The organism is Marinomonas rhizomae (assembly GCF_024397855.1).
Lineage (GTDB): Bacteria > Pseudomonadota > Gammaproteobacteria > Pseudomonadales > Marinomonadaceae > Marinomonas > Marinomonas rhizomae_A.
The window spans coordinates 3,011,030-3,030,125 of record NZ_CP073343.1; the positions used below are offsets into that span (position 1 = coordinate 3,011,030).

Annotated in this window: 17 protein-coding genes; 6 read left to right on the top strand and 11 right to left on the bottom strand. The window is 43.0% G+C overall.

Features of this window, described 5'->3' with window-relative positions:
• Window positions 1-102 precede the first annotated feature (102 nt).
• From mdoH to hpaE, 11 genes are all read right to left on the bottom strand, one after another.
• On the bottom strand, window positions 103-2,256 hold the full coding sequence (gene mdoH / locus KDW99_RS14210; protein ID WP_255825653.1) for a glucans biosynthesis glucosyltransferase MdoH: 2,154 nt from the start codon (window positions 2,254-2,256) through the stop codon (window positions 103-105).
• 2 nt (window positions 2,257-2,258) lie between these two features.
• On the bottom strand, window positions 2,259-3,866 hold the full coding sequence (locus KDW99_RS14215) for a glucan biosynthesis protein G (protein WP_255825654.1): 1,608 nt from the start codon (window positions 3,864-3,866) through the stop codon (window positions 2,259-2,261).
• Window positions 3,867-4,460: 594 nt separating this feature from the next.
• Complete coding sequence (locus tag KDW99_RS14220) at window positions 4,461-5,753, bottom strand: NAD(P)/FAD-dependent oxidoreductase (protein ID WP_255825655.1); 1,293 nt, start codon at window positions 5,751-5,753, stop codon at window positions 4,461-4,463.
• 63 nt (window positions 5,754-5,816) lie between these two features.
• Complete coding sequence (locus KDW99_RS14225) at window positions 5,817-6,236, bottom strand: Rid family hydrolase (RefSeq protein ID WP_255825656.1); 420 nt, start codon at window positions 6,234-6,236, stop codon at window positions 5,817-5,819.
• A gap of 43 nt (window positions 6,237-6,279) precedes the next feature.
• Window positions 6,280-7,419, bottom strand: coding sequence for a tyramine oxidase subunit B (locus KDW99_RS14230; RefSeq protein ID WP_255825657.1), 1,140 nt, complete (start codon window positions 7,417-7,419; stop codon window positions 6,280-6,282).
• 409 nt (window positions 7,420-7,828) lie between these two features.
• Window positions 7,829-8,758, bottom strand: a complete 930-nt coding sequence (gene hpaD / locus KDW99_RS14235) for a 3,4-dihydroxyphenylacetate 2,3-dioxygenase (RefSeq protein ID WP_255825658.1) — start codon at window positions 8,756-8,758, stop codon at window positions 7,829-7,831.
• A 21-nt stretch (window positions 8,759-8,779) separates the two neighbouring features.
• On the bottom strand, window positions 8,780-10,108 hold the full coding sequence (locus KDW99_RS14240) for a TRAP transporter large permease (protein ID WP_255825659.1): 1,329 nt from the start codon (window positions 10,106-10,108) through the stop codon (window positions 8,780-8,782).
• A complete protein-coding gene (locus KDW99_RS14245) occupies window positions 10,105-10,626 on the bottom strand; it encodes a TRAP transporter small permease (protein ID WP_255825660.1) in 522 nt (173 codons plus the stop codon). The genes KDW99_RS14240 and KDW99_RS14245 overlap by 4 nt, the downstream gene beginning before the upstream one ends.
• A gap of 2 nt (window positions 10,627-10,628) precedes the next feature.
• On the bottom strand, window positions 10,629-11,651 hold the full coding sequence (locus KDW99_RS14250; protein WP_255825661.1) for a TRAP transporter substrate-binding protein: 1,023 nt from the start codon (window positions 11,649-11,651) through the stop codon (window positions 10,629-10,631).
• Between the two features lie 54 nt (window positions 11,652-11,705).
• Window positions 11,706-12,086, bottom strand: a complete 381-nt coding sequence (locus tag KDW99_RS14255; RefSeq protein WP_255825662.1) for a 5-carboxymethyl-2-hydroxymuconate Delta-isomerase — start codon at window positions 12,084-12,086, stop codon at window positions 11,706-11,708.
• A gap of 50 nt (window positions 12,087-12,136) precedes the next feature.
• Window positions 12,137-13,600: a 5-carboxymethyl-2-hydroxymuconate semialdehyde dehydrogenase gene (gene hpaE, locus KDW99_RS14260; protein ID WP_255825663.1), complete on the bottom strand. Its 1,464-nt coding sequence runs from the start codon at window positions 13,598-13,600 to the stop codon at window positions 12,137-12,139.
• 249 nt (window positions 13,601-13,849) lie between these two features.
• Between hpaE and KDW99_RS14265 the strand changes: the two genes are divergently transcribed.
• The 6 genes from KDW99_RS14265 (at window position 13,850) to KDW99_RS14290 (ending at window position 18,941) form a co-directional block, all read left to right on the top strand.
• On the top strand, window positions 13,850-14,602 hold the full coding sequence (locus KDW99_RS14265; RefSeq protein ID WP_255825664.1) for a helix-turn-helix domain-containing protein: 753 nt from the start codon (window positions 13,850-13,852) through the stop codon (window positions 14,600-14,602).
• A 76-nt stretch (window positions 14,603-14,678) separates the two neighbouring features.
• Complete coding sequence (locus tag KDW99_RS14270; RefSeq protein WP_255825665.1) at window positions 14,679-15,416, top strand: fumarylacetoacetate hydrolase family protein; 738 nt, start codon at window positions 14,679-14,681, stop codon at window positions 15,414-15,416.
• A gap of 9 nt (window positions 15,417-15,425) precedes the next feature.
• On the top strand, window positions 15,426-16,187 hold the full coding sequence (locus tag KDW99_RS14275; protein ID WP_255825666.1) for a fumarylacetoacetate hydrolase family protein: 762 nt from the start codon (window positions 15,426-15,428) through the stop codon (window positions 16,185-16,187).
• Between the two features lie 13 nt (window positions 16,188-16,200).
• Window positions 16,201-17,004 (top strand): 2-oxo-hept-4-ene-1,7-dioate hydratase, encoded by an 804-nt coding sequence (gene hpaH, locus KDW99_RS14280; protein ID WP_255825667.1) that lies wholly within the window; start codon window positions 16,201-16,203, stop codon window positions 17,002-17,004.
• Window positions 17,005-17,013: 9 nt separating this feature from the next.
• Window positions 17,014-17,820 (top strand): 4-hydroxy-2-oxoheptanedioate aldolase, encoded by an 807-nt coding sequence (gene hpaI / locus KDW99_RS14285; protein WP_255825668.1) that lies wholly within the window; start codon window positions 17,014-17,016, stop codon window positions 17,818-17,820.
• A gap of 218 nt (window positions 17,821-18,038) precedes the next feature.
• Window positions 18,039-18,941 (top strand): helix-turn-helix domain-containing protein, encoded by a 903-nt coding sequence (locus KDW99_RS14290; protein WP_255825669.1) that lies wholly within the window; start codon window positions 18,039-18,041, stop codon window positions 18,939-18,941.
• The last annotated feature ends 155 nt before the right edge of the window (window positions 18,942-19,096 follow it).

Below are 19,096 nucleotides of genomic sequence, written 5' to 3' on the forward strand. Positions count from 1 at the left end.
CCCGTTAAATGGATTCCCTCCATACAATTACCCGTAACATAAAAAAACGACGCAAAGAAAATACTCTCTTTACGCCGAATTCGAAATTTAAGCTTAGTCAGCCTAAGCCAATACAAACTCTTCTGTCTGTTCGCTTAGCTGCTTATCTTCTGGCAAATATTTTTCCATTGCCGCCATCAGCTCTCGGTGTTGCAAGATAGCAAGACACTCTTTCTCATTAAGATGATCTAGCAAGCTTTGAATGTTGTCGCTGTTGATGATCTGCCATTCGGCACATATCCATGCGCGGCAAAATTCTTTGTTTGGTTCATCTTCTGGCATTTGAGCTAAATGCCAGTAAAACAACGCCGAATCAGATGACAATCGCTTTAGAGAAGATGCAGCGCTATCAAAGCTTAATTCACTTTGTGAGGCATCATAGCGACTTTGCATATCAATAATTGGGTGAGGACGTTTCTCTTCCGGTGCACGCATCAAGCCTAGGTGATGAATCACATTACCGCGTTTTGCACCACCACTTAACCATGACAAAGGAATAGACAAGATTAAGCCAAAACTAATTGGCAAGGACCAGTAAAAAAGCTCCTTACTTAAGAATAAAGCACCACCAGCAAGCCCAATACCCAGCAAAGTATGGCTGCAGTGCGCTCGAGCAGCGACTTTCCAAGACGTTGCGCCATCATCACGAGATTGAGGTTTCCAGCCACTGTCGCGACCTTTAAAAACATCGTAAACCACTTGAAATTGAGACAACATCAGAATAGGCGCATACAACGCCGACAACACGGTTTCTATCAAAGTACTGAAAGTCAGTAATATGGGCCCGCCAAATTGCATGCAACGACGAAAGTTCAACATAGCCGCCAACCAACCATACACTTTAGGGGCTAGCACCAAGGCCATAGACAAAACAAACAAAGACCGCGCTTTTTCAAAATCAAATACCGGCCAAGTTGGAAACAAGGATGGATTAGCAAAATACTCAGGGCGAACAAAATAGGCCTGAACCGCCAAGGCAAAACCAACCACTATCAACATCAGCCAAAAAACGGCGCTTAGGTAAGACATGATGCCAGACATCAAATGCAAGCGAGTTGCAAAGTGGAAGCCTCTCGCGAATACAAAGGCTTTGTGCTGCAAGTTACCCTGACACCAGCGACGATCACGCACTATCACATCCACCAGCGATGGTGGCGCTTCTTCATAAGACGCTTTTAAGTCGGTATCAAAACGCACGCCCCAACCCGCACGACGCAATAATGCCGCCTCCATAAAGTCATGACTCATTACATGACCACCGAAAGGCGCTTTGCCTTCTAAAACAGGCAAACCACACGCATCGGCAAAGGCTTTGGTGCGAATAATGGCGTTATGTCCCCAGAAGTTAGAAGAGTAACCATGCCAAGCCGCTAAACCAGAGGCATAAATAGGACCAAAGCAATGGTTAGCAAACTGCTGAATACGACTATATAATGTGTTGGCACGAATGATGGTTGGTAAAGTTTGAATTAAACCCAAACCTGGTTCTGCCGCCATCCGACGGGTCAGTGAGATCAAGCAATCCGCGCCCATCAAACTATCCGCGTCCAGCACTATCATGCATTCATAATCACCGCCGTAACCGGTCACCCATTCTGCAATGTTACCTGCCTTACGTTCAGCATTGTTATAACGACGACGATAATAAATAGGACAAGCCGCCGCATCATCATTAAGCAAAGGACGAAACGCTTGCTCCTCCGCAATCCAAGCATCCGCTCTGTTAGTATCACTTAAAATAAAGAATGCAAATTTGCCCGGAGCCTGTTTCATCAGGTCTTCGTGCATGGCTTGGATATTGGCACGAATGCGCAAAGGATCTTCGTTATAGACAGGCAATAAAATAGCCGTAACGCCTTCTACCTCTTGCTCTTTTCGAGTGTGTGAAAAGGGCCATAGCTGAAAAAGCAACCCCAGTGTCGCTTGGGAAAACGCAAAGGAAATCCACGTAAAGTTGATACAAAATAATACCAAGAACGCCCACTGTAGACCCGCAATCGCATTGGTATTCAGCACACTGTACATTTCAGTGGCGCCATACCAAGACAATCCAGCAGTAATCACTAAAACAAACAAGCGCGAAAGCAGCGTTGTTATTGCAAACCCTTGCAGCCTTTTTTTACGAACTTGAGGGGCTTCATCAACAGTATGACGAGGCATATCCAACGGTGAAGTTTGCGGCAATGCCAATTTTGTAGCGCTATCCTTTAATAACATGATTATTCCTTCATCCAACGATACAGCCAAGTCGGTGCAACGGCGGTATCTCCCTGTTTAAGTTGAACTCTTAACTCAGCCAAATCCGTATCTTGAGGATCAAAAGAGACGTAAACACGGACACCTTTTTTATGAGGATTTTTGACAGCTATCGCTTCGAGAATTTTTCCTTTGCTAATACTGGCATCAATTGTCAGATCATCGACATTAACATCCGGCATTTTATTGAAATCAATCACCACCTCTGGGTTTGTCTTGAACAACTTCACCCCTTTGGCGCTACGGACCACACGAGGGTAATCCAATGACACAGGCGTATCGTTAGACCAAGTCATCAAATATTTATAAGTGTATGATTCGCCCTTCTTAAGCCCCTCTTTAGGCTGCCAATAAGCAACAATATTGTCATTGGTCTCGGCGTTAGACGGAATTTCCACCAGTTCTACATGCCCAGCGCCCCAGTCATTCATTGGTTTAATCCAAGCAGAAGGACGAGTGTGGTAGCTGGCTTCTAGATCTTGATAATCCTCGAACTTACGATGACGCTGAATCAGCCCAAAACCTTTTGGAGAGGTATCGCTAAAAGCGCTTATTTGTAACGATTTTGGGTTATTCAGAGGACGCCAAAGCATCTCATCTTTGCCTGTTAAAATCTGTAATCCATCCGAATCATGAACCGCAGTACGGTAATCAGGTATATCGGAAGCATCCAACGAACTGTCGTACATGAACATAGACGTTAGAGGAGCAATACCAGCATTTTTTAAATCTACTCGCGGAAACAAGGTGGCTTTTACATCGATATGAGTCGGCTTCCCTGGATAAATACCGAAACGATAAGCCCCCGTAACGCTTTTACTGTCTAGCAGAGCATGAACCACAATGGCATCTTGGCTTGAAGATGGACGTTCAATCCAAAACTGTTTGAACATTGGGAACTCTTCACCTTTAGGTTGGGCAACATCTACCGCCAAACCGCGGGCCGACAAACCATAAGACTGACCTTTGGAAATCGCACGGAAATAGCTCGCCCCTTGAAAAACAACAAATTCATCATTGGTATCTGCGTTATTAATCGGGTAGTGCAAACGTAAACCTGCGTATTTACCAACCTGAGATATCAACTTACTAATCTCGGCATTAGGAGTAGTAAAGGAATCCGACGACACATTCAAAGGAAAAGCACGGCCGTTTTCCACCACATCGATAGAGACCAAATCTTTAAAGATAAAACCGGGAGCGAACAGTTGGACGGAAAATTTTGTTGGCGTATTTCCCCACACAGCTTGGTTTTGCTGGAAATTAATTTGTCGATAAGTGGGATAATCCATATCGGTCAACGCTGGCGGCGCTTTCTCGGCAGGCTTCATTGGGGATTGGGCCAATTTTTTCGCCAGCTCAATAACCGTCTGATTTGAAAAAGCATACCCTTTTGACTCTTGCTCTAATTGAACGTTTTCAGCCACAGGAACAGAATCGACCTTAACATCCGACTCTTCCGCTTGTGCATGCCCTATTAAGTTAATTAATAGAGACGCAAATAAAGATTGTTTTATCAGCCAAAAGGAATTGGCACGCACATGAGATAAAGAAGTAAAAAATAGTTTCAAAAGAAGCTCTCTCGTTGCTTAATTGGATTCAACCAATCCTCAACATAAGGATGACGTCATAAATTTGACACTAATAATATAAGTAAACTCACGAGAGATTAAGCCTACAAAGTCGGAGGAATTCATAAGAATTAAGGAGAGATTGTGCTTAGGGAAGTTTAATGTGACTCATTACCATTAAAGATAGCCTTTTACCCAATTATAGAGCAATAAAAGTACACTTCATTGAATTCGAAAGTCCTGACTGTTATTGAACAACGTACTATCAATATGTTCGAATTCAATAGCGAGAGATGGCTATTCAAAATTCGGTGAATGTGAGGAAAAAGCAGGTAAATCAAAGCCAAAGTTCGAGACAGGCTCATTCAGTGTCTACATAAAGCGCTGAATTAACTCATGCACTTTCATACATCAATCCACCTTTACCAGCGTCAAAAGCCACTATAGCTTAAAAAATCACAAGAAAATCTACAGCGCTATTTTTGATTAACTAGAAGTTAGATTAGATCATAAAAAAATGGAATGCTCAGTATAGAGCATTCCATTTTTTATAATGACAATTTATAAAAGAGACGGACGCTGAACGTATTCTGTCTAAAGTCGATCAAACCGATAAGGGCTTGGATCGATAATAGGTTCTACGCCTGACATTAAATCGGCCGCTAATTGTCCAGCCGCTGGCCCAGTGCCAAATCCATGCCCTGAAAAGCCCGTTGCGACGGTTAAGCCAGGAATAGATTTAACCTGATCAATCACCGGATTAGAATCTGGTGTGACATCAATAATTCCAGCCCATGCTTCGGCAATTTCTGCTTTTTCAAAAATGGGCCAAGCCTGTCTAAGATTATTTAAAGCTTGCTGATTCAAGTCCGCATTAAATTCTGGGTCATTGGTTCTGACTTTTTCGAAAGGTGTGCGATTTTTTGCATTCCAACGACGAGATAAGCCCAAGTCTTTAAAGAAATAACTTCCCATAGAAATATTTAAAAAACTACGTTGAGTACGAAGTTGATCAAGATATTTATGACCAATTAACAGATGATCAAGTGTCACCGGAGCATCAAGTTTGCCTCGCTGCGTAATGATATAGCCGCCATCTTGGTGTTTTCGGAAAGAAAAATCTGGCCCGCCCACCGCAATATCCGTTGGCCCGTCCATAGGTTTCGTTCGTAACACAGAACAAATTAAAGGCAGTGTCGGAAATGAAATACCAAGATTACCTAAGAAGCGTCGAGACCAAGCGCCGCCAGCTAGAAGCACTTGCTCGCAGCGAACCGCCCCTTTCTCTGTCACTACGCCCGTCACTTTTCCACCATCAGTCGACAAGGTTCGTACCGCGCATTGCTGAACGATTATCGCCCCTTTTTTAATCGCGGCTTTAGCGATAGCCGAAGCGGCAATAGAAGGTTCTGCATAACCATCCGAAGGAGTATAAACTCCACCAAGCCAATCCCCTTTACCACCGGGAGCCAGTTCTGTTATTTCTTCAGGAGTGACCATTCTTGAGTCTAACGAAAGTGACTCCACCGATTTTAACCAGCCTTGGTGCATAGCAAGTTGTGCTTCAGTTTTAGCCAGAAACATAATGCCAGCTTTTTTGTAGCCGACATCCTGCCCTACTCGGCTTGGCATCTCTGCCCAAAGTCGATCAGCGGCTTGCGCTAATGGAACATCATGTAAATGACGATTGGTTTTACGAATCCAGCCTAAATTCCGTGAAGATTGTTCACCAGCCACATGACCTTTTTCCAATAATACAACAGGAATATTGCGCTCAGCCAAAGCCAAAGCAGCGGTCAGACCAACAATGCCACCTCCGATAATGACAACGCTGGTTGAGTCCGGTAGCTGATCTTGAGTCTCAACTCTTTCGAGTGTTTTTGTCATGATTTTTTCCTGAAGATTTAGGGAAGATAGATATTTTTTCTATTCATCCCTAGTGCACATTTATTAACCGATAGTAATGTTTTCAACATTGGCAGTGGATGCACCGCGATAAGCGGTAACTTCTAGTTCCACTTTATAAACCGTTGATCCCAGAGGAGGACAGGTTACAGTCGATGCAGGATTCACCCCTTTGAATTTTTGCCCTATGGCATCCATAACCTTCGGCGTGTCTGCTGGGTCTTGGATAAAAACACGAGAAACAACGATGTCCTCAAGACAAGAGTCAACGGCTTTCAAGGCTAATTCGATATTGCTAAAAACCTGATCTAACTGATCAAGCACATCTTCGGGAATTTCTTTTGTCTGAGGGTTTCGACCAGCGCTATTCGACACATATATCCAATTATCCACCGACACAACACGAGAATAACTCGCTTTTTCTTCGAATATGGAGTCTGTCTTTGCTTTAATAATTTTAACCATTTTGTCTTACCTAATATTTAAACTGAGAATAAAATATTTCCGATTAACGTAATGCTGGAACATCCCAAAGGTTCAGTGAAACCCCAATGCCTTTTTCGATAGCATTACGATAAACCACGGTTGCCCAAGCCACGTCTTCTACCGGCATACCGCCAACAGATAAAACAATGATCTCTTCATCATTCTGACGAGCTGGAGAGTCGCCATATACAATTTTGCCAAGGTCTTCAATATCATCATGCGTCAGCTTGCCTTCAGCAATCATGTCCATACAGCGCACGCCAACAAGCGGAATAACATGATGAGCCGGTTTCGGAACTTCTTCGTACCACGCCTCATACAAGCCGGTGTTATCAAGGACTTTACGAACATCTTTTTGCTCCATGCCATCATCTAAACTACAGCTCGCTGGCATCGCTAAAAAAGCCCCTGGTTTAACCCATTCACGCTTAACAATTGGGTACGTTGACGGATCACCCACTTCGCCAGAATTACAGTAAGTAACCAAGTCTGAATCACGAACCACCGCTTCAACACTGTCCACTACTTGAATCGTTGTGACCTGAGGGAAGGTGTCTTTGACCCAATTAATAAAGCTATCTAGATTTTTCTGCCCACGACCTTTCACTTTAATCGTATCAACTTGAGGACACGCGGCGATAAAAGCCGCCACTGTGGTCTTACCCATAACACCAGGACCCAGTAAGCCAATGACTTTTGAATCTTTACGAGCAAGATAACGCGCACCCACACCAGGAATAGCCCCCGTTCGGTAAGCAGACAGCAAGTTAGCGGACATGTAAGCCAAAGGCGCCCCAGTATCGATATCATTCAAAATCATCATCAAGATAGAACGAGGTAAACCTTTCTCTCGATTGGCGATGTTTGATCCATACCACTTAACACCAGAGGTCTGAAAATTTCCGCCAAGATAAGCAGGCATCGCCATCAAACGACGATCAGCCGTTGGTTTTGGCATAGTAGGAAAAGGGGATTCATCAGGAAACGTAATCATCGCACCATGCGAATCATTATTGGGGCCTGCCATACGGTAATCGCCCGTATACAAAAGTCCAAACATCTCCTCCATGGTATCCACGCAACTCGGCATATCCGTTACGCCAGCTTTAATCATGTCTGGTTCAGAAAGATAAATAAAATCGATTTTAGTATTCTCGCTCATAGTGCTGCCTACTCTAAAAATGGTTTATATTTTTTATATTAATAATGACGTCTTCGAAGAATAAATAGATCGAGTGATTAAACTAAATAAATGCGTCCACTTATCACCACAATATTAAGATTACATCGCACGACAGAATTTATTATTAATATGGCGTCAACTCCCTTTTAAATAAACACCAAACCTTACCTAGCATTATCTATCTTGGGTTATTTAAACGCCTTCTCCTGAAAGAAGATAAAACGAAACATTTTTATCGTATCTACAAAAAAACACTGTTTATATATCCCCTTAGGGACATTTGAGTCGATTTCACGAATACCACGATGCTCTTTAGAATAACGATACGCTCCACAGCAAAAAAATGGCTGATCGACACTTCGATTCAGCCATTTAAAGCGGATTTTTCTTACAGACGGCTAGCGCCATAAACAAAAGTACCATTTTCCACAGAAGCTTGAGGTTTTGGGACTGCATCGCCAGTTTGCGGAGACACAGGGAAAATAGCGTTAATTTGTCCCGTGCCAGAGCTACCAAAGTAAGGCGTGATAACCTCCACTTTTTGATCGTAATCCGACCAACCGAGCGCCCCTAGCAACATAGCCGTATCATGCATGAATCCTTCTCCATGGCCTTTTGCCGCGTATTCAGGAAGCATCTCACAGAATGTTTTCCACTCTGCGTTTTCCCACATTTCAACGACTCGGTGATCTAGGCTCTCAAGAAATGGGCTCCATACTTTGGTAGAGAAACCTGGCGCTTGACCGTTTTGAGCAAAACGATGGGATAACGAGCCACTGGCCAAAATAGCGACAGTACCGTCGTAGTGTTTTTCAATCGCCTCACGGATAGCCCATCCCAAACGCGCCGAATCATTTAAGTAATGAACCGTTAATAACGCCGAGACGGATATACACTTGAAATGCTGGTCTGGATTCATATAACGCATTGGCACTAGCGCGCCGTATTCAGGCGCTAATGTCGTCGCATCGTGCGCCATGGTTTCAACACCCTGTTCATTACACACCTTAGCAATGATACGACCTAACTCTGGGTTACCATCGAGGCTGTATGGCATATTATTAATAAAGTGTGGCAGTTCATTACTGGTATAAACCCCTTCCCAGTGTGGCGCACAGTTAATGTGATAGTTCGCATTAACCAACCAATGTGTATCAAATACAACAATGGTATCCACTCCAAGTTCACGACAGCGCTTTGAAATTTCAAGGTGACCGTCTATAGCGGCCTGACGAAAGCCTTTTTGAGGGCCATCAAGCTCCGAAAGATACATAGATGGCACATGTGTTATTTTTGCAGCAAGAGCTAACTTACCCATAGTAAATCTCCAAAATAGTGTTTATCTATATAACAGTTCTGGTAGGAAAAGAGCGACAGATGAAAAGACCACAATTAAGCCAAGTCGGACCATATCGGCACACCAAAATGGCGTAATGCCTTTAAAGATCGTTCCGGCTTTTACATCTTTTAATACAGCGCTCAACACAAATACATTCATCCCTACTGGCGGCGTAATAAGACTGATTTCTGTCACCACAACCACCACGATGCCAAACCAGACCAAATCAAAACCTAGGCTTTGTACCAAAGGGTAAAAAATAGGAACCGTCAAAAGAATCATTGATAAACTTTCAAATACCATTCCTAGCACTAAATAAATAGCGATAATAATTAAAATGACACCAAATGCAGAAAGATTAAAACTTTGTACAAAGGCCAGTAATTCTGCGGGTAAACCGGCAATGGTAATAAAATCAGAAAAGATTAAGGCGCCGATTAATACCGAAAACAACATGGCTGTGGTTCTACCTGTATCAATTAATGCATGAAAAATCGCTTCTACAGTCAGTGATTTACGCATTAAAGCAATTAAAAAAGCCCCTCCTGCACCGACACCAGCCGCTTCTGAAGGAGTGAAGATACCAAGATAAATCCCCCCCATCACAACCATGAATAAGACTAAAACACCCCAGACATTTTTCAACGCCTGTAGCCGTTCAGCAAGACCGGTGCGCTCAGCACTCGGCCCTTTTTCTGGGTGACGCCAAACCACATACCTTACCGCAACCAAATACAACAAAATCCCAAGTATTCCTGGTAAAAAACCAGCGGCAAATAGCTCTCGAATACTGGTCTCGGTTAACAACCCATACATCAACAAAATAACACTAGGCGGAATCAAAATACCGAGTGTAGAACCCGCTGCAATAGAAGCGCTGGCTAAGCCGTCACTGTAGCCATATTTTCTCATCGGCGGCATAGCGACTTTTGCCATAGTTGCTGATGTTGCTAAACTCGAACCACAAATCGCCGAAAAACCACCGCAAGCCACAATCGTTGCCATTGCTAGACCACCCTTACGATGCCCCAAAAACGCATTGGACGCTTTATATAATTCACCCGATAAGTTTGCTTTCGTCACAAAGTTGCCCATCAAGATGAACAGCGGTATGACAGACAACCCATATTCTTGTGAAGTATCGATAATACGGTTTGTCGCAAGGGCTAAAGCTCCGGTCCAACGAAAATCAAACAGATTATCGAAACTCAAACCTTGCAAATAACCAAACCCAACAATGCCAACCGTTCCCATAGCAAAGGCGATAGGCATTCTAAAAATGAGAATGAGCACAAGCAGAATGGCAAAACCAAAAGCAGAAATAATCACTCAGACACCTCCACTTTTGAAAACACAGTATAAAAAGCTTTCAGCATAAGAATCACGGCAGTCACAAACATCATGATAGAAATAAACTGGATAAAATACGCCACAGGGATATGCAAAAATTCCGTCATCACACCGCGACGTAATGACCTAGCAGCTTGAAACCAGACACGCTCTGCCACAAAGAAAAAACCTGCTGCAATCGCTAAATTAATAGCTAAACCGCTTACTCTCATAAATATTGCCGGTAATATACGATCCAGAATATCCACCACCACATGAGCACTAGTAAGCGTTACGATAGGCAGCTGACAAAACACAATAATACAAAGAGCCAACTCAGTTAGCTCTGTTGTACCATTTATAGAGTTGTTAAATACGTAACGTCCAATCACGTCGGAACAAGTCAATAACATCAAAGCTAGTAATACCAATGACGACACCACTTCAAGAGCAAAGGCCAGCCATTTAACCAGCCCGAATTCTCTATGGTGTTTATTAACCATCGCAGATAACCACATGGCTATTCTCCATGCTTAGCTGCATACTGATGAGCCGTATCACGAAGGTATTTCAACGCGTTACTGCCGTCATAACCCTTGTCATCGGCGGTTTTTATCCAGCTAGCGCTGGCATCAGACAAAGTGGCTTGAACATCTTTCACAAGCTTATCATTTGGAGACAAAATAGTGACTGTGACGCCATTTTCACGCGCCGACTCTACCCCTGCCGCATCACTTGCATCCCACGCTTTACCCGCTAGCACAGATAAGACTTCACCAGAGGCATCATTAATTGCTTTTTGATCTTCTTTATCTAAATCTTCAAACACATAAGGATTCATGAACATAGAAAAACTGCCCATGTAGAGACCATCGGGGAAAATGGTCAAATACTTAGTCACTTCGGATAGACGCAGCACTTTTTGCTCTACAGCAGGTAAAAATGCACCATCAATGACGCCCTGCTGCATCATCTCGTAAACTTTTGGTGCAGGCGCACCGACTGGCGTTACATGAAATTTTTCAGCAATAATACTTTGCACACCGCCGCCAATGCGGATCTTTTTATCTTTAAGATCATCAATGGCATTGACCGGAAAATTTGAGTGAATTTGACCTGGGCCATGAGTAAACAAAGCCAGTAGTTTTAGACCATCGAATTCGTGTGAGTTAGAAAAAAGCTTTTCATAAGTCGTCCATAAGGCATAAGAAGCCGCCTCTGCATTCGTCCCTAGCCCTGGTTGTTCTACAACTTGTGGTAATTCAAAACGCCCTGGAACGTATCCATGGTAGCTATAACTCGCATCCACTATTCCATCTTCAACCAAATTCCACATTGTTTTAGGATGGCCCAGACCATAGACGATTTCGACATTAATACGTCCGTCAGTGGCATCAGAAATGGCTTTCCCCCAAGCAGGAATAACCACTTGGTTCATTGGATTCGTCGGCGGAAGCCAACTAGCAACACGGATCGTTTCCGCAAACGTCATACTGGACAAAGTGGCCGCTACAGCAATAGAAAAAATCTTTTTAAGGTTCATCACGATTACCCTCTATTTATAATTATTTGAAATCGTTATTTAATCAATCACGCTCTATTTAAAGAGACCGTGAATATTGTTCTTATTAAATTTAAGAACAGGATCCAGCTCCGTCAGTTCAAAAGAGATCTGGCAATAACTGTTATCCGTGATCGGTTTCATCCATTCACAGAAAATAGCAAAGACCTTTTCCGCCACTTCTTGGCGTATTTCCATGCTACGTCCATGACCTATTTTTAAATTTAAATTAATCAAGGCGAAGTCATCTCGGCCATCCGCTACGCGAAAATGATCACAACATATCGCTCGACTACGCACACCACCAAGAGGAAAGTGTCCGGTAGAAACTATGTATTCATGCAGCGCTTTAAACACTGGCTGAAAATCTAAACGACCTTCAAGATTGGCAGAATATTCAAAAACAAAATGTGGCATAAGAATGCTCCGACAAGCGCGAGGACATAACGCCCTCGCCAATGTTTAAACTAAACGCCCCATTTAGGGATATGATGAGAACCCATGCTGATACAAACATTCTTCGGTTCACAGAAAACTTCAAAGCTGTAATCACCACCTTCACGGCCTGTACCTGACGCTTTTTTACCGCCAAATGGGGTGCGAAGATCACGTACGTTTTGCGAGTTTACAAACATCATACCTGCGTCTACTTTTTGCGCGATACGGTGAACCTTGCCAACATCTTGCGTCCATAGATAAGACGCTAGGCCATATTCATTGTCATTCGCCATGGCGACCACATCGGCTTCATCTTCAAACGGAATCAACACAGCAACCGGCCCAAAAATTTCTTCTCGTGCAATACGCATGTCATTAGTAACATCACGAAATACGGTTGGACGGACAAAATGACCGCCTTTCAGATGATCTGGTAACTCATCCACAGGCTTATCTGGACCACCCGCGATCAATGTCGCACCCTCTTCCATACCGATACGAATGTAGCCTGTCACCTTGTCGAAGTGTTGTTGACTAATCAGAGAGCCAACTTGCGTATTCAGGTCTGTCGGATCGCCGACTCTGATTTTGCTAGCTCGCTCAGCAAATTCCGTCGCGAACTTATCGTAAATGCCTTTTTGTACGAAAATACGAGAACCTGCTGTGCAACGCTCGCCATTGATCGAGAAAATACCAAATACCGCAGCGTCCATAGCACGTTCGTAGTCACAATCTTCAAAGATCATCACCGGAGATTTGCCACCCAACTCCATAGAGAATTTCTTTAGGCCAGCATTAGCAATAATGTGTTTGCCTGTTGACGTTCCACCAGTGAAAGAAATCGCATCCACATCGTCGTTGGTGATGATGGCATTACCTGTTGTTGCCCCCATACCATGCACAATATTGAAAACACCTGGTGGCACGCCTGCTTCGATGGACAAACGACCTAGGAAGTCTGTTGTCAACGGAGATAATTCAGACTGCTTCATCACCACTGTGTTACCTAACGCTAGGGCAGGCGCTGTTTTCCATGTTCCCGTCATGAAAGGTACGTTCCATGGCGAAATCAACGCACACACACCAGTTGGTTGATATAAGGTGTAGTTCAACATTTGGTCATCAACTGGATACGTATGACCATTCATCTGCTTGGCTTTATCAGCGAAAAAATAGAAGTTATTCGATGAACGTGGAATCAATGCATTTAGCGTCTGGTATAGAGGTAAGCCAGTGTCTGCTGTTTCGAGTCGAGCGATTTCTTCTACGTTTTCAGCAATAAGGTCGCCTAACTTTTCAATGATTTTTGAGCGCTTTGCAATGGGCATAGCCGCCCAAGCTGGAAAGGCGTCTTTGGCTGCTTGAACCGCTTCAGCCACCTGCTCATCGGATGCGTGAGCTACTTCAGCCAATACTTCACCTGTAGCTGGATTAAAAGTCTGAAAAGTTTCTTTACTCTCAACCCATTTGCCGTTTATCAAGTTCTTAATCATTTTTTTCTCTCTTCTGATAAGGAACCGAACGAGAATGTCTCGACATCGATTTAGTTAACATGTTAAATAAATTAAACTTAACATGTATAGTATGTCAAGCACACTTACCAACAATGAAAGGCATTTAATTAAAAAAGACAGGGATAGGTAGATATGGAATATCTTTTGCATCGATTGACTTTTAGTGCAGATGTGAAATTATCCATCTGTGCCCTATCAAATAACTGACAATAAACGGGAGCGCATAACATGCTAAATTCAAGCCTTTATGACACTTTGCCTGCTCTTATCAATGGCATTGGTCAGCACCACTTCTATGATCAAGTCGCCTATTCAATCAAAGAGCTAGACCCCATTTCTAACATCAGAATTGTTAGCTATTCGAAAACACATCATCCTGTTTTTTTAGGTGGCTATCCAATGTCAGAAATTGATGAAGTGTATTGTCAATCAGCGTACTTACTAGACCCTGTCTATGACATGATCTGCGGTGATAAAGATCCAACCGAACTCTTTACGTTAGACAGTCTTGTTAACGATGATTTTCGTGACTCCATTTACTACGATACGTTTTATCAACGATTAGACTGGTGCAATGAAACAAACATTGTGATCGGCACAAACGATGACACAAAAATCTGCATCGTCTATTCAACAAAAGACAACGGCTCTTCCATTGAAGCGGTCAACCGAGAGCTAATCCCTTGCATTAACTCTATTAAAGCGGCTATTTTGACCCATGAGCGTGTTGGGAGACAGTTACAACAAAACCAAGCGATTGAACATGAAAACCTAGATGCTCGCCGCTCTATGTTTGAATATCATAACCTCACCAAACGAGAAAAAGAGATCGTTGAGCTTATTTTAACCGGACTATCTTCGGCTTCTATTGCGGACAAATGCTTTGTTTCGGAAGGAACGGTTAAGAACCATCGCAAGAACATCTATCGTAAACTCAAAATCAAATCTCAAGCCGAGCTATTCCGAAAATTCATCCAATAAAATCGACAGTGTATTGACAAGGAATGTTTTTTACGAAACTATAGTTAACATGTTAACTACATTTGGTAAGAAAAAAATGTTTCATTACAGACAAAAAGAATCAAATGAAGTGGTATCCAAAACAGCGAATGCCAGCTTTGAAATTAGATTAGATGACACCATACTCCCACCAACATCTGGCAGTGTAATAGGCGTCGCTCTAAACAATAAAGCGCTAGCCAAGTCTTTGGAGCAAGCGTTCAACGAAAAGCCACATATTCACCCTCCTAAAACGCCTGTTTTACACATTAAAACCGATAATACTCATATCGGATATGCGAGCAGCATCAAGGTTCCTACTGACAAAGGCGCTATCTATGCTGGCCCTTCGTTAGGTATCGTCATTGGCAAGTCAGCAACTCGCGTCAATGCCAGTGACTCTCTAGATTTTGTTCAAGGTTTTACCGTAGTTAACGAAGTGAGCTTGGCTGAAACCTCCTTCTATCGCCCCGCGGTAAAAGCAAAATGCCGCGATACTTTCTGCCCTATGGGTCCATGGACAATAGACAAAACAGCGGTCAGTCATCCTAATAATTTGAGTATCAAGACCTTTGTGAATGACGCGTTAGTGCACGAGACAAATACCGATCAATTGATCCATTCGGTTGAAGAGATAGTGAGCTATATCAGCAGTTTTATGACGCTGGAAGCGGGAGATATCATCATCGCGGGTACGCCCGAGCGCACACCGGAATTAGAAATCAAGCCCGGTGACAGTGTCATGATAGATATCGAAGGCGTCGGCCGTCTAGCCAATCCAGTGGAACAAGAATAGGAAGCAGTCATGAAAAGCGCGCGTATACTTTTTAACAATAAAACATTAGATGTCACCATCAACGAACAAGATCAAGTCGTTACTCAACAAGGTGACGTTTTGGCAGATGGTTCATTTACATGGTTACCACCTTGCGAAGGTAAAATGTTCGTTTTGGCCATCAACTATGCCGACCATGCTGCTGAACTCTCCTTCAAAGCACCAGAAGAACCTTTAGTCTTTTTGAAAAATAAAAACTCGCTAATTGGCCACGATCAAAACACCTACCGTCCTGATAACGTCGATTACATGCACTATGAATGTGAATTGGTTGTCGTCATCGGCAAAGAAGCCAAAAACGTCTCCAAAGAAGACGCCATGGACTACGTTGGCGGTTACACAGTAGGTAACGACTACGCTATTCGCGACTATTTAGAAAATTACTACCGCCCTAACCTGCGCGTAAAAAGTCGTGACACTTGCACACCAATTGGGCCATATCTCGTTGATGCCAAAGACATTAAAGACCCTCATAACTTGATGCTGCGCACTTATATTAATGGTGAGCTGAAGCAAGAAGGGAACACCAAGGATTTAGTATTTAATATTCCTCATCTGATTGCTTACTTAAGCGACATTATGACATTAACCCCAGGCGATATGATCTTCACAGGGACACCGGAAGGTCTAGCCGATGTAAAGCCTGGTGACGTTGTAACCACAGAAGTAGAAGGCGTTGGTGTTCTAAAAAACACCATTATTTCTGAGTCAGAATACCTAAAAACAATTTAAATAAGGGTGTAGCATGCTTTCAAACGATATTATTACGGCTTGTGCTAACAAGCTTAATCAGGCTGAAAAAGAACGCGTTCAAATTCGTCAAATATCACTAGATTATCCAGATATAACATTTGATGATGCGTACGCCATTCAACGCGAATGGGTACAAATGAAATTAAATGAAGGTCGCAAGATAATTGGTCATAAGATTGGCTTAACATCTCGTGCGATGCAAATGAGCTCACAAATTGATGAGCCAGATTACGGCACCTTGCTTGATGACATGCTGTATTACGATGGCTGTGAAATTGAAACGGACAAGTTTATTGTACCGCGTATTGAAGTCGAATTAGCCTTCGTTTTAAAAAAGCCTTTGAAAGGACCAAACTGCACGATTTTCGATGTTTATAACGCAACAGATTATGTTATTCCTGCACTTGAGCTGATTGATGCACGTAGTCAATCTATCGACCCAGAAAGCAAACGCCCACGCAAAGTCTTCGACACCATTGCCGATAATGCCGCCAACGCTGCGATTATCTTAGGTGGACGACCGATCAAAATAGATGAAATGGATTTACGTTGGGCGTCAGCCATTATGCAACGTAACGGCATTATTGAAGAAACAGGTGTGGCTGCAGGTGTACTCAATCACCCAGCTAATGGCGTCGCATGGTTAGCCAATAAACTCGCGCCGTTTGATGTTGAACTTGAGCCAGGACAAATCATCCTTGGCGGCTCTTTTACTCGCCCGATTGCAGCACGTAAAGGCGATACATTTAACGTGGATTATGGCCCACTTGGTTCAGTGTCTTGTCATTTTGCTTAGGAGATAGACATGTCTGCCCCTAAAAACACTTTTAAAGCGGCCCTCAAAAGCCAACAGCCACAGATTGGTCTATGGCTTGGCTTAGCCAACAACTACACCGCAGAACTTATTGCGAGCGCAGGATTTGATTGGCTATTGATCGACGGAGAGCACGCACCAAACACCTTGCAAACTATGGTTGGGCAACTGCAAGCCATAGCGCCATTTGCCAGCCACCCAATTGTTCGTCCTGCATGGGCGGATCATGTCGCGCTTAAGCAAATACTTGATCTTGGTGTGCAAACTGTCCTAGCACCTATGGTAGATAATGCTGAGCAAGCGCTGGAGATAGTCAAAGCTACACGCTATCCACCCGCCGGTATTCGTGGTGTTGGCAGTGCATTAGCACGTGCCTCGCAGTTCAATAGAACGCCCGACTATTTGACGACAGCGAACGATGAAATTTGCGTACTGGTTCAAATCGAGTCACTTCGAGCTATCGAAGAACTGGATAATATTCTAGCTGTAGATGGGGTAGACGGTGTCTTTATTGGACCTGCCGACCTTAGTGCATCGCTTGGCTATATTGGTCAGCCTAACCACCCTGAAGTGGTTAAAGTGATCGAGCAGAGCATTGCAAAAATCATTGCGGCAGGAAAAGCCCCAGGCATTTTAATGGCGGACAAACAACAAGCGAAACGTTATCTATCGCTTGGTGCTTTATTTGTCGCCGTTGGCAGTGATACTGGTTTATTAATGAACAGTACTAAAGCTTTGGTGAATGAGTTCAAACCTGAACAACATTCCCATGAAGAAACAACAGCATCCGTCTATTAAATGCTGCTTGTAATCTAAACTAGTGCTTTTATGCCTGTTAGTTTAGACGTTTTATCTTTGGTCACCCTAACTTTGCCCGGCATGATGTCTACTCACATGTCGGGCTTTTTTTATCGTGACATCGCATAACGCTCTCTTTTAATATTTCAATGTATGCTTTAAAACATTAACAGCTGAAGAAACTCCAATCGCTCACAAACAACAAAGAACCTAACTCAATGAAAGAAGAGTGGATCCCCAATATCACGATTGGCCAAGACTATGATGTCGCCTACAAGGACGCCACTATCCATTTTGATGTTCTTGGCAAAATGGCTGACTTTTTTGGGCGCGATATGCCCATGCATCTGCACGCAGAATATTGCCAAATACACCTAATTCGCTCCGGCAATACTTTGTTTAATATTGATCAAAATGTTTATGAGACAAAAGGCTGCGCCGCCTTCTATACGCCTCCAGCAACACCGCATGCGTTTCTAACAGAGCCAACAGCTCCTGGCTATGTCATCACGATTCACAATACCCACCTACAAAAAATCATGGCTGAACTCAACGCATACAGTAATCACAACTCACTACTGATGCCCTTTCATATCGATCAGCAAAAAGACATTAAACCCGAGCTGCAACATTGGGAACAATTGTTAAACCTGTTTGAAATACTGAAGTTAGAATGGAGTCGATCTGCGCTATATCAACGGGACAGTATTGAAGCCATTGTTAAGCTAATTCTGATCTGTATGCTAAGACTTTCTGGTACTGAGCAACCGCAAAAGCAACACAACCAATCTGAAATACTCTGTTTTCGAGAGTTCAGCACATTACTCGAACACCATTTTTTAACGGAAAAAAACATTCAGTTCTATTGCCAATCCTTACAAATCAATGAAAGTAGGCTGAATTACTTGTGTAACAAAATAACCAAACTAAGCCCCAAAAAAATGATCAACGGCCGCGTATTGCTAGAAGCCAAACGTTTATTGACTCACACGAATAAAAACCTCACTGAAATAGCATACACTTTAGGTTATATCGATCCTTCCTATTTCTCTCGATTCTTTTTAAAAAATACTGGTCTGAGCCCTTCGGATTTTCGAAAGCAATACAGAAAAGCAACCTAGCCTCATTTACCCAAGTAACAACAAGCCATATATAAAAATCATTAGTGTGATATTTATAAAAAACACCTAGAAACATTCAACAAAAATACTTAACATGTTAATAATTAATCTTATTCCTATGCTTAGCAACAAGGCTGCTATAAGTCATATTTTCT